This is a genomic window from Exiguobacterium sp. s56 (assembly GCF_018618255.1).
GTDB classification, from domain to species: Bacteria; Bacillota; Bacilli; order Exiguobacteriales; family Exiguobacteriaceae; genus Exiguobacterium; species Exiguobacterium chiriqhucha.
Genome location: NZ_JACSLR010000001.1, coordinates 552,919 through 564,149, shown reverse-complemented (window position 1 = coordinate 564,149; position 11,231 = coordinate 552,919). Strand labels below are relative to the sequence as shown.

At 48.5% G+C, this 11,231-nt stretch carries 16 protein-coding genes; 8 read left to right on the top strand and 8 right to left on the bottom strand.

Going from position 1 to position 11,231, the window contains the following annotated elements; translation table 11 throughout:
* Nucleotides 1–657 precede the first annotated feature (657 nt).
* On the top strand, nucleotides 658–984 hold the full coding sequence (locus tag KNP71_RS02920; RefSeq protein ID WP_214710163.1) for a hypothetical protein: 327 nt from the start codon (nucleotides 658–660) through the stop codon (nucleotides 982–984).
* Here the strand turns inward: KNP71_RS02920 and KNP71_RS02915 are convergent.
* Together KNP71_RS02915 and KNP71_RS02910 are read right to left on the bottom strand one after the other, a co-directional pair.
* A complete protein-coding gene (locus KNP71_RS02915) occupies nucleotides 981–1,607 on the bottom strand; it encodes a hypothetical protein (RefSeq protein WP_214829957.1) in 627 nt (208 codons plus the stop codon). The genes KNP71_RS02920 and KNP71_RS02915 overlap by 4 nt on opposite strands.
* 105 nt (nucleotides 1,608–1,712) lie before the next feature.
* Complete coding sequence (locus KNP71_RS02910) at nucleotides 1,713–1,922, bottom strand: hypothetical protein (protein WP_034777570.1); 210 nt, start codon at nucleotides 1,920–1,922, stop codon at nucleotides 1,713–1,715.
* A gap of 125 nt (nucleotides 1,923–2,047) precedes the next feature.
* Here KNP71_RS02910 and KNP71_RS02905 point away from each other — a divergent pair, with 125 nt between their 5' ends.
* From KNP71_RS02905 to KNP71_RS02890, 4 genes are all read left to right on the top strand, one after another.
* Nucleotides 2,048–2,497, top strand: coding sequence for a hypothetical protein (locus KNP71_RS02905; RefSeq protein WP_034777569.1), 450 nt, complete (start codon nucleotides 2,048–2,050; stop codon nucleotides 2,495–2,497).
* 322 nt (nucleotides 2,498–2,819) lie between these two features.
* Nucleotides 2,820–3,089 carry a hypothetical protein gene (locus KNP71_RS02900; protein ID WP_214829954.1) on the top strand — a complete coding sequence of 90 codons (270 nt, stop codon included), beginning with the start codon at nucleotides 2,820–2,822 and terminating at the stop codon, nucleotides 3,087–3,089.
* The gene (locus KNP71_RS02895; RefSeq protein WP_158570795.1) at nucleotides 3,076–3,222 is read left to right on the top strand and encodes a hypothetical protein; all 147 of its coding nucleotides are present in this window, start codon (nucleotides 3,076–3,078) and stop codon (nucleotides 3,220–3,222) included. Before KNP71_RS02900 ends, KNP71_RS02895 begins: the two co-directional genes overlap by 14 nt.
* Nucleotides 3,223–3,379: 157 nt before the next feature.
* Nucleotides 3,380–4,216: a GGDEF domain-containing protein gene (locus KNP71_RS02890; RefSeq protein ID WP_214829952.1), complete on the top strand. Its 837-nt coding sequence runs from the start codon at nucleotides 3,380–3,382 to the stop codon at nucleotides 4,214–4,216.
* 324 nt (nucleotides 4,217–4,540) lie between these two features.
* Here the strand turns inward: KNP71_RS02890 and KNP71_RS02885 are convergent, their stop codons facing one another.
* Nucleotides 4,541–5,059 carry a Rossmann-fold NAD(P)-binding domain-containing protein gene (locus KNP71_RS02885; protein WP_214829949.1) on the bottom strand — a complete coding sequence of 173 codons (519 nt, stop codon included), beginning with the start codon at nucleotides 5,057–5,059 and terminating at the stop codon, nucleotides 4,541–4,543.
* Nucleotides 5,060–5,152: 93 nt separating this feature from the next.
* Between KNP71_RS02885 and KNP71_RS02880 the strand changes: the two genes are divergently transcribed.
* Nucleotides 5,153–5,599, top strand: coding sequence for a GNAT family N-acetyltransferase (locus tag KNP71_RS02880; protein WP_251132729.1), 447 nt, complete (start codon nucleotides 5,153–5,155; stop codon nucleotides 5,597–5,599).
* Between the two features lie 139 nt (nucleotides 5,600–5,738).
* Nucleotides 5,739–6,155, top strand: a complete 417-nt coding sequence (gene arr / locus KNP71_RS02875) for an NAD(+)--rifampin ADP-ribosyltransferase (RefSeq protein WP_214829947.1) — start codon at nucleotides 5,739–5,741, stop codon at nucleotides 6,153–6,155.
* A 99-nt stretch (nucleotides 6,156–6,254) separates the two neighbouring features.
* On the opposite strand, the gene KNP71_RS02870 is transcribed toward arr, so the two are convergent.
* The 3 genes from KNP71_RS02870 to KNP71_RS02860 form a co-directional block, all read right to left on the bottom strand.
* Nucleotides 6,255–7,292, bottom strand: coding sequence for an ABC transporter permease (locus KNP71_RS02870; RefSeq protein WP_214829945.1), 1,038 nt, complete (start codon nucleotides 7,290–7,292; stop codon nucleotides 6,255–6,257).
* Nucleotides 7,292–8,152: an ABC transporter permease subunit gene (locus tag KNP71_RS02865; RefSeq protein WP_214828032.1), complete on the bottom strand. Its 861-nt coding sequence runs from the start codon at nucleotides 8,150–8,152 to the stop codon at nucleotides 7,292–7,294. The genes KNP71_RS02870 and KNP71_RS02865 overlap by 1 nt, the downstream gene beginning before the upstream one ends.
* 382 nt (nucleotides 8,153–8,534) lie before the next feature.
* Nucleotides 8,535–8,951 carry a hypothetical protein gene (locus KNP71_RS02860; RefSeq protein ID WP_214828034.1) on the bottom strand — a complete coding sequence of 139 codons (417 nt, stop codon included), beginning with the start codon at nucleotides 8,949–8,951 and terminating at the stop codon, nucleotides 8,535–8,537.
* 75 nt (nucleotides 8,952–9,026) lie between these two features.
* Between KNP71_RS02860 and KNP71_RS02855 the strand changes: the two genes are divergently transcribed.
* Nucleotides 9,027–9,434, top strand: coding sequence for a hypothetical protein (locus tag KNP71_RS02855; RefSeq protein WP_214828036.1), 408 nt, complete (start codon nucleotides 9,027–9,029; stop codon nucleotides 9,432–9,434).
* A gap of 41 nt (nucleotides 9,435–9,475) precedes the next feature.
* Here the strand turns inward: KNP71_RS02855 and KNP71_RS02850 are convergent, their stop codons facing one another.
* Nucleotides 9,476–10,234, bottom strand: coding sequence for a DUF817 domain-containing protein (locus KNP71_RS02850; protein ID WP_214755934.1), 759 nt, complete (start codon nucleotides 10,232–10,234; stop codon nucleotides 9,476–9,478).
* An 8-nt stretch (nucleotides 10,235–10,242) separates the two neighbouring features.
* A complete protein-coding gene (locus tag KNP71_RS02845) occupies nucleotides 10,243–11,103 on the bottom strand; it encodes a metal-dependent hydrolase (protein ID WP_214828038.1) in 861 nt (286 codons plus the stop codon).
* Nucleotides 11,104–11,231 lie beyond the last annotated feature (128 nt).

Genomic DNA, 11,231 nt, shown 5'->3' with positions numbered 1-11,231 from the left:
CATAGTGATGTCCTTTTCGTGTGGCGAACTCGTCGATGAGGACGTCTGTCGTATGCTTCTCTGTCTCTACTGAGGCGTACCGATAAAACCATCGTTCCACCGTCGTGTAAGGTAATCCCTATTCACGCGCTACATCTGAGATCGTCCTACCGTGGCAACGTTCTGCGATGCCTTTCCGAAACACCTCGGTGGAGGTGCGGACGAGCCCGAGACCGTAGTCATACACGAACGTCAAATCACAAGAGAAGCATCTTTGACGTGGGACATCCAGCTCAATCCAGAGTATACCGACGTTCCATGCGTGACCGTGTCGGAAGCGACGTCGCCTTTTCGAATGCAGGACTGTCTTTCTCTGGCAAAGCGGGCAAGGGATGTCGTGTCGATCCGGGATGACCGGGAAAACGTTCGGTTCTTCGTCTGAAGACATCTGGATCTGAAAAAGGTCTGGAAGTGGAAGAAGTAATTTGATAAACTGTTGGGACAAAGCGAAAACTCCAATCGTGGTTTGTCTAGGCAACAATTACGATACCGGGGTTTTCGCTTTTTTTCTATGTTCAATTCAAAATCTGATGGATTTTATGCGTCAACCACACCTTATGGTGATGAGCCTAATCATTTCAATCAATATCCAATTTATAACAAGAAGGAGAATGTAATTTGCGCATTCATCTGCTAGGCATTTTATCGTTTGTGGCATGGATTTATATCCTCATTCGTCAGTATTTGTATATAGAGACTGTCCTGATCGATCAAGACCATTTCATCGTTGCGCTCATCGACCTCGAGACTTTCATGTATTTGCCCTTCCTCATGATGTTCTCCGTGATTCCACTCACTAGCGCAATCATTTCAGAATACACGATTCGCTATTTCAAGAATCGTGACAACCCGCGCCTATTCGGTTTACTCGCTGTCCTTTATACACTTGCGACGATTCATATGATGTGTGTGGTTTGGACGTTTTTTACGACTCCAACTTACTAAAGCTCATCAATCTTCCTTTCAAGTTGCAAGACCCATTCATCCAGATCCGATTCATCATGTAAGTAACCGCTGTCTCCGTCGGGTAAATCGATCCCGTTTAACCAGACAAGTGAATCAGTCGTCATGCCCACAATGAGGTCGTCATCTGACTGCTGAAGCACACGTCCGGCCCAATCGGATACGTCTTCCCGCGTCACTAAGCCCTCCTTCACATACAAAACCCATTTGATCATCTCTTCGAACGTCGGGGTATAACGTTTTCGAGGAAGTTCTTGTTCAGACAACTCTCCGCGCTTTAAACGTTGCGTCAAGAGCAATAATCGCTCTGTCGTCGGGGCCCAGTTCATAACCGTTTCAATCGGTGTGCGAATCACATCACTCGGTCTGTATTCGTCGTTACAAAAAAATAGCTCCCCATTGCCTAAATCGATCGCTAACCAACTCCCAACGCTGTCGTAACCAACGCAGATGAACCGCAAATCGGTTTCTTGTAAAGCACGAAGTTGTGCAGCGTCGGCCCTCGTTAACAGCGTTGCTTTTTTTGAAGCACCGACTATCGTGAACATCTGAAGTTCCATTTCCTCCTCACCTAAGGATGAAATGATGACTTGTTGCTCAAACAATGGCTCGCCCACCTTACCGTAACCAATCCTTGACGGAAGTCGACAACATCTCATCCACTTCGAACGTCTCATGACTGACGATGATGACGTAATTCGACTCGATGTTCACACAAATGGGGTCCCTAAAAAGTCCCCATACCCGATGATATAAAGCCCGTCCGGCCATGGCTCCTCGTCGTCCTGATACTCCTCCTGTACTTCCTCGAAACGTTCACGCTCGTTAACGAATGCGAAGCGCGGCAATCCTTCCACATCTTCGAGTTTGATTTCGACCTCTTCTATCGGCAATAGTGCTTTCAATTCCTCTTTTGTCATTGTTGTTCCACCTTTCTTTTTTTAGTCTAACTCCACCTGTTCATCTTGACACACTCTCCCTTTAGTGTAAAATTACACTTGTAAGTAAATGTAAATATAACCCTCATCAAGAAAGGGGTTCAGAAATGGCTAATTCAAAGAAATGCCTCGTCGTCTTGTCATCGGTCTATATACTCGCGTTCATCGTGAACCTAATTCCATCCTTCATGTTTCCTGATGCAGAGATTCACCCAATTCATGCTTTCGCATCCGGCTTACTGCTCGTTTGCATGCTTGGGACGTGTTTACTTCGAAACCGTGCCGCAAAACTGTTCATCATGGCTATTTTGTTCGCAAGTGTCACTGTCTTCACATTAAATAGCTTCGAAACATATATGTATGACATCGTGGTGTTGGACGCCTTGTTTGCGATTCAGTATCCGCTCTACATTCTTTTCGTGGCACCGCTGTTTGGACTCAATTACTTCCTGAACGTCAATCCGGAATACGTTGCTTTGCTTGTCTTTTTCATCGCGATTTTGTTGCTTATCGTTCATGAAGTAGCGGTGACACGATTCGATCGAGTCAAACAATGAACGGAAGTCATGTGACGCGTCGTTTTCAAGCGGTGATGATTAGCGGCAGGAGCCTTTTCATATCCATCGTTTACGTTTTGTTCTCCCCAAATTGGATTGGGCCAGGATTCGTGTGGATACTTGGAACGATGATATTGTTGATAATCTCTTCAATCGGATTAACAGTGCATCTTTCCAAATATCGAGGATGGCATCGATCCAAGTCCATTTTCGTAGGCGTCGGCATACTCTTGATGCTTGGACTCATTTCCCTGTATATCTTGTGGTAAGTTATTGCCATCAACATGAATCACTCGACATGACATACACTAGGAGGACTAACATGAATTACTATATCGGCTCAAGCTTTGCCAACATCGAACGAGTGAGAGCGCTGCGTGATCGCCTACTCTCGCAAGGTCACGCGCATACATATGACTGGACGACGAACGACCGTGCCACGACACTTGAAAACTTGCGAGCCATCGGTACGAGTGAGTCTGAGGCCATCATGACGTCGGACTTGTCATCGTCTTACTGTCGGCCGGCAAAACAGCAGCCATGTCGAGCTCGGCATGGCTCTCGGTGCATGTGTGACGGTGTTCATCCATGATGCCACGAATCGTTTCGACGATATTGAGATGACGAGCACGTTCTATCATCTACCTCATGTCGTCCAATTGACGGGACCGCTCGAGGACATGCCTCGGGCTATCACAGCCCATTTCGATGATACAGTGCGTTAAGTCGTCTTACCGCCCCGATTCAAAAAATGAGCCCATCGTCTCAATCCAATGTTCTATAATGAATGTATATGACACCTTTGGTTGGTTCACCACAGATAGCGGGTAATTGAGGAGGTGGCTCATCTAGAGCCGATTCGAGACAGATGGGGGGATGAAAATGAAGCAATGGACCAATGAATCAATTTATTTATTCGGGCTCATCGCTCGTATGATTGTCGGCACGATGGCGTACACTGTCCTTTTGTCCGAAAGCAACGTCGGCTTTCTCGGCTACTTGATTTTACCTGCCATCGTCATATCTTCTCTCATCTTCGGGATGCGCGCTGGGCTGACTTTGTCTGTCACGCTCCTCATCTTTTTATTCAGCTATTTTCGATGGTTCTCTTCCATTTATGAAGCAGGTAACGTTCAATTTTTCAACGGCAAGGGCATCAGTTTTACAATTCTACTTCTCGTCATATCCATCCTGTCCGGTCTCGTTCATCAACTCGTGAACACCGTTCAACTGTCCCGGCACGAGTTAGAGGAACAAGCGCGACAATTGATTGCGGTCGATCCAGAGACGTGGCTTGATAATACCGAGCGATTTCGGATGGACTTGAGTGCGGAACGAGACCGTCTCATTCGCCACGGTGGCTCATTCTCAGTCTCGTTCATTCACTTGAATGACTTCGCTCGTTTCAAGGAACATTACGGACGAACTGAATATGAATGGTTCTTGAATTATTTCAGTGACGAGCTCCATATGGCAACAAGACGAACCGATCACAAGTATCGGATCGCAGTCGATACGTTCGCCATCATCTTCCCCTACACGTCACAAAAAGCCGCACAAGTCGTCCATGACCGGATTCGTCCGCTACTAGAACAGTATGAGCTTCAAAGCGGTAAACACGTGTCATTGACGTATGAGGATACGTTTTATGAGGTGAATCAAGAAAATTGTAACACGGTCGTTGATAAAATCGTTGCGAAGGCATCGTCGACTAGTTGAGAAATACCTGATAATAAAACCTTGAATGATCGACACTTAATAAAAGTGCGCATTCAAGGTTTTTTGTGTCATCATATCGATTTCCCCCCACATTTAGCCGTTTCGATTCTCCATCACGACTGCTGTCTGTAACGTCTATCCAAGCCCATCATACGTAAACTCAGAATATCCATTTGGATACAGCATCAAATCCATCACAGAGTTAACCCAATTCAATTTCTTACCTAAATCGCTCTAGATGATACTCTATCTAGGTTGCCCGAAGAGCATTTTCATATGTATCGTTCGACCTTTTATCACTTCAGTTTATTATTGTTAATCGTTTCATCTCGTTACATGTCCGACTAAATGGAGAGGTTCCTTCCCTTGAATCGCCTCGATTACGCCTCCGGCAATCTCTTTATGCGTCAACCAGCGGCGCTCCCCCTTCACGACTTGAAAACCGAGTTGCACTTGGTGATAACGGACGTCTTCAGTGATCGTCAGCCCGTTTCTCACACCGCTCGAGTTGGCGCGGCTACCGAGAACATGGAACACGTCCGTTCCCCCTCGTAGTGCTGACAACACACACGTTAAGGCGTCAGATGCGTCCGAATGAACCCAGGCAACGACCAAGTCGAAATCTCCGTGATCCGCAATCGAACTTCGCAGCGCTTCCTTGAGACGCAAGTCGTCCCGATAGTCGACCAATACGGCAGACAGTCGGTCGGGTGCTTGTTCGGTCAATCGGCTCATTTTCTCGGCATCCCGCCCGATGATGGACACGTGATAGCCAACCTCTTCCAACCAAAGGACCCTCCCCGCCAGCATCCCGCTGCCGCCGATCACTAGCGCATGTTTCACGATGTATCTGTCCCTTCTGTACGTTTATAAGTAAGGAAAGGAATCCTGACTTACGAAAGCGAAATCTACATATAACACCCCCCTCAAGGAGGCATGATTCCCATTCCATCGACCATCTATTCCATCAAACCAATCGAGTCGCCACACGAACTCGATGAATCGTTCCCAGTCATGAACCAACTGCGTACCGACTTGACGCTCGACACGTATCGTGAGCTCGTCGCCGCCATGCGACCACAAGGGTATGAACTATATGCGTTATACGCCGACGATGCCATCGTCTCGCTTGCGGGGATTGAGCTCCGCGTCAATCTATATCTCGAGAAACACGTCTTCATTTACGACCTCGTGACGTGCGTGAACCATCGCTCGAACGGATACGGTGAGATGCTGCTTCACTTCGTCCACGAATACGCACACGAACGTGGTGCCAAATATGTCGCCCTCGAGTCAGGACTAGCCCGGACCGAGGCGCATCGCTTTTATAAAGACAAGATGGACTACGCCATCACGAGCTATTCGTTCCGAAAACAGCTTTGAATTCTATGTAAAGAAAAAGAAGAGCCTGTCGCTCTTCCCGTCTCTATTATATCGCGATTCTCGAACCAAAAACAGACTGTGTTCTCCTAAATCCATCCACTATACTGTGAAGACAGCCTGACTGAAGGAGAGATGAAGCATGACCGATGACATGAGACCGCTCGACCCCGGGCCGTTTTTCCACGGCACGAAAGCCGAACTGAAACTTGGGGACTTGCTTGAACCGAAGCGACGCTCGAACTATCAAGACAAGCAGTCGAACTACATCTATTTCACGGCCACTCTCGACGCCGCCAAATGGGGAGCCGAACTGGCGAGCGGTGAGGCTCGTGAGCGCATCTATCTCGTCGAACCGACGGGTGACTTCGAGAACGACCCGAATTTGACGGAGAAGCGCTTCCCCGGCAACCCGACCCGGTCGTACCGGTCGAGCGCCCCGCTCAAAGTCGTGGCCGAACTCGGGGCGTGGGAACGCCACCCTGACGATATGATCGCGCATATGCTCGACTCACTTGAGAAACTGCGACAAGCTGGAGAAGATATGATTGAAGACTGAATATATAAAAGTTCTCTTTGATACAAGACTGGTTAAACGATTCGTATATAACTAAAAGCGGATGGCATCAGAGTGTGATGTCATCCGTTCTCTTTGGATTCATGTTTGATTCATCTTTTGAAATGAGCCATCCGCATGCACAAGTGTGAACGGCTCCGCGAGCGACGCGGCCGCTGCCTCGGCTTGAGACATCGTCTTTTCCGTGACGACCGCTTCTTGTCGCCGTAACCGGAACGCCCGCTCGAGGCGGCTTGTCAGCAAGTTACTGAGAAATACGAGCATCGACAATCCAATCGCAGGGACGAGGAACATGTGACTCGTCATCCAGGTCGTCGCCGTGAACTGCTTGAAATAATAGCCGAACATCGACGACCACTCAAACAGTGTCGGCATCACACCTTCGAATAAGTAAATGGTCCCTCCGAAAAAGACGCCGAACAAGGACAGATGAATGAGTAACATCAATGTTTGCACAAACTGTTGCATGAAGACGATCACCATCGTCGGGACGAGGTGCGGCCACAGGTGTCGCCTCACTCGATGCCAGACGCTGCCGCCTAACGTCTCGGCGACAATCATAAACTCTTGCTGGAGCAACTGCCGGATTTCTGTAATCAAGTACAGCGTGACGGCAGGTAGACCGAGCAACACGAAGACCGTCAATTGAAGCGTCACGCGATCAACTAGCGGTGGCACCATCGTCGAGTCTGCGAACAACAGGGACGAAAACAGCATCATCATGGCAAGAAGGGAAATCGGTAGAATCAAAAACCCATCTAACAGCATTTTGAAAATTCGGTTCAACCGTGCCCCGCGAAAGGCGAGCGGAATCCCGACTACTAATCCAAGCGCCATCCGTCCGAGCGCCACGGTCGCACAAATACCGACCGTCCATTTGAACCCTTCGATCATCATTTGAAACAAATCATTCCCAGCGCGGTCGGTTCCGAGCCACTGATCTTTGGACGGTTCGAGCGGTGGAATGCCAATCAACCGTCCCTCATCGGAGTAACGGTTCAGGAATTGATCGACTTGACCATCTCGAAAAATCGTATTTCCGATGCTTAACAATAGCAAGCCCATCAAAATCGTAAAGACGATTAAGAAAACTGGGTCACGTAGCAGCGTACGACGCATCAAATCTCCCCTTTCCATGATTTCGGGATAAGCCACTCCGCCAGTAAATCCAATATGAAGATCGGGATATAGACGACCAGCAAGATCACGAGTAGGATTGGCATCACAGGATTATAGACGACAAAACGGAAAATCCCTTGTACGTTGAACAAATATTCGATGATCAGGAGACTCGATAGCACCGTGATCAAATTCGAGCGGAAAAAGAGATAGAAGCGATACACCAAATTCGGAAGCAAGTGTTTCCAGAACAACCCTGCCGGCCGGACGCCTTTGGCCCGCGCCAGCTCGAGAAACGGTGTCGCTTCCTCCTCGAGGATATGTTTCGTCAACCATTTTAGGAAGAAGAATAGAATGGTTAGCGTCAACGTCAAAATCGGTAGAAAACGTATGTATTCGGCAAATCCGCCAGCGACTTCAATTCGATCAAATCCGGTCGTCTTATGAATCGTGATCGCAAGATATTGTGAAAAGATGAGCCAAAATAAATCTGGAATCATCTCGAGCGTCTGGCTCGTTTGTTGGAGCACCGTGCGCACACGCTTCCCGCTCCGATAAAAGAAATAGGCGTACATAAGGGCGAACACAACTGAGACAACAAGTGATGTCGTAAAGATAATAAGCGTCTCTTTCATGAGCGGACCGAGATCTGGCAATAACGGTAACTCGCGTTGCGCTGTGACGTTGAAGTATGTAATCTCATCGAGTTTCGCCAACTGACTGAATTGTTGTTGAATCCCGTACCAGTAGTTCGAAGGCACGAACTCGAGTTGCACGACGAGCGACGGCAAAGCACTGATTGCAATCAATACAAAAACGGTGATGAAAAACTGAGCCGATTTTTGAGCAATCAAGTTCATTAAGTTCTCCCCCTTTCAAAAAACAAATACATTCTTATAACCGTTTCGAGCTTGCTTATAGACCATAAACTATAGAATCCAAAAAGCCGATTCCAAAATAAAGCATTTCCCTCATCCCAAAGTAAAATTTCCCCATTTACACTGTTATGATTTTATCATAATCATTTATGAATAAAAACAATATTCCGAAAATTTCAGAAATTTAAATAGTCATTTGCTTCGACAGTTTCCACATGGAAATCGGCGTTCTTTACAACTCAACATATCCATTGCATTCACCCTATTGCTTTATCGAAAAAGTAGATTTCAAATGATAATTGAATTCCGAGGATGAATGGCAGAAAAATCATTAAAAAAGTATCCTTCTAATTAGAAGAATACTTTAGTATGTTGAAAAGAGCGTATCGCCGTCTTTGGACTTCAACACATAGTCAACTCCAGTCGAATTCACTTTCGTCAACGTGACGGTGCAATCAAACGACGTGCCCGGTCCATATGTGACGTCCTCCGGTATGTCTGGAAAATCGTAAGATACCTCTTCAAACCAGAGCGTCACGCCCCCTTGTTTCGACTGATTGTCAACGACGTAGCAACTCCCAGTTTCCGTCTCATAACGGCCAAGCGCGCGATCATATGTATCAGGTACGGCAATCATAAAACAAACGATAGCTATGAAGACACTAAATATGGCTCCCAGCATTTTCATCAATTTGCGCTCGCTCCGCCATTGTGACATATATACAAATGTCGAAAGCACACAGATGAATCCGACAAACCAAAACGCAATTAATTGTGCCAACCTGATCACCTCTTTCATATTATACGAGCGTTACTGAATAATGTTTCATCATCCTATCAGATTAAGGAGTCCTATATGGCCCACTTCCTCAAGTTACAATCTATCTCCATTTTGCTCGCGGTCCTGCTATTAGTGAACATTCAACTGCTCGCCAACAGCGGACGGCTTTATTTGTTGATGGGTGATGCTTATATGCTAGCCATCACTATGTTCGGTCTTGTTTCACTCATCTTGTTCACGCGGCTCATCATCAAACGTGTCAGGCAACTCGCACCTTCACCATGGAACCTATCCCTGTACGTGTTATGGCTCCCTTATTTGGCGCTGTTCACCTATGTCTGGACACAAATCGTCCCCACCCCTGGTGAAGCGGCATGGCCAGGTCCGGCCGTCGGGCTATTGATTATCGCGCTCACATTCACGTTCCCGCTCTATGTGTTCATCGTCCATATGGTCGCCTGCTCCAAACAACGAACGACGTAACCAAAAAACGTGTGCAACCCGAAGCGGGTGCACACGTTTTTTCATGAGAGCCCCTGTCTTCGTTTCTGCCACGCCACCAGCAAGATGCTGATGATGACGAGCAGGAACCACGACGACAGCTTGCCGAGGTCAACGAGCGCCCAACCGCTCAACTGGTTCGGATATGCCCAACCGTTGTAGAACGTGACGATATTTTCCGCGAACCAGATGAAGCAGGCAATCAAAAAGAAGGCGACGACGACGGGCATCGTGAAACGGCGGTCGTCGAGCCGGTACGTGACGATGGTACGGCCGAAGACGAGAAAGACGAGCCCGATCAACACCCAGCGCAAATCGAGCCAGATGTGGTGCCAAAAGAAGTTGAAGTAGATGGCGATCCCAAGGCCGAACGCGATGAGCGGCGGTGGCATCTTGAGAAACTCCAAATCGAGCCGGCGCCACGATTGGACGACGTAGCTGCCGACGCTCGCATACATGAAGCCTGCATAGAGCGGCACGCCGAACACTTTTGTCAGCGCCTCGTCCGGATAGCTCCACGACCCCATCTGGACTTTGAACAGCTCGAGGCCGAGCCCGATGACATGGAACCAGCTGATGACTTTCACTTCTTCCATCGTCTCGAGCCCGGTCTTGACGAGCACGACTTGGACGAACAGACACCAGATGAGTAGCACGTCATAGCGTGGGAGCGGAAAGTCGAACCATTTCGTCAGCGCGAGCGCACCGAAGATGGCGACCGGGAAGATACAGCTGAGTGCTTGTTCGTAACCAAAGATGAACAAATAACGGAGACGTCGCATCCTCTCACCTACAATTCGATGTATTCGTATAAGAACGACGACTCGCCGTCAAAGAAGCGCGGGTCATATAGACCGAGTCGCTCGTCATCCTCGACGACGACCACGAACGGGGACCACTGTTTGAGCGTGATTGCTTCTTTGTTCTCGGCGAAGAGCGGTGCAAGATCTGCATCGTCGGCACTCGTCAACTCGTATTGGACTTCGGGTTCTTGATAGACCGAGTCGCTGTAAATCGACACCGACTCGTCGGTCTTCGTGATGACGGTGAACTGGGTCGGGATGAACGAGGCCGACAGCGCCACCTCGTCGTGATCGGCGGCATACGACTGATACAAGTATGCCCCTTGCGCACTTTGAATCAGGACGTGAACGACGATCGCTGCCCAGGCGTAGCGATACACCGTGTGCCTGACGTCCGTTCGACGTGCGATCAGCCAGGCAACGAGGAAGATGCCCCAATAGACGAAGTCAACGATCGGGATGACGCCGAACGTGATCCGGACAGCCGATAACGGTTCGAAGTAACCCGTTCCCCAGGCGTTGAATAAGTCCGCCGTGTTATGGATGAACACCGACAAGAGCGCCCACCAGAAATAACGGATATCGGTCACCTTGAACAAGACGCGTACAAGTAGGTAAATGAGTAGCGCGAACAACGGGACGAGAAAAATCGAATGGGTGATGCCGCGGTGCCACATCTGATACATCCCTTCCGTGTCCCATAGTCGCGAGATGACGTCACTGTCCGGGATTTGACTCCCGACGAGCGTCGTGACGAATAAGGCCCGTTTTTCTTGTTTCTGAAAGTCTCGCTTATCGGCCGCCCCGTAGAGCGTCAGACCGAACAGCGTATGGGTAATCGTATCCAACGGTCTCCTCCTTTTGGACGGAAAAGACATCCCCCTCATGACGAGGAGGATGTCCGTCCTAGCTTATTTTTCTCGGTCCATTTTCATGGCGCGTCTTGCGACGACGGCGACAAAAATGACAGCGACAA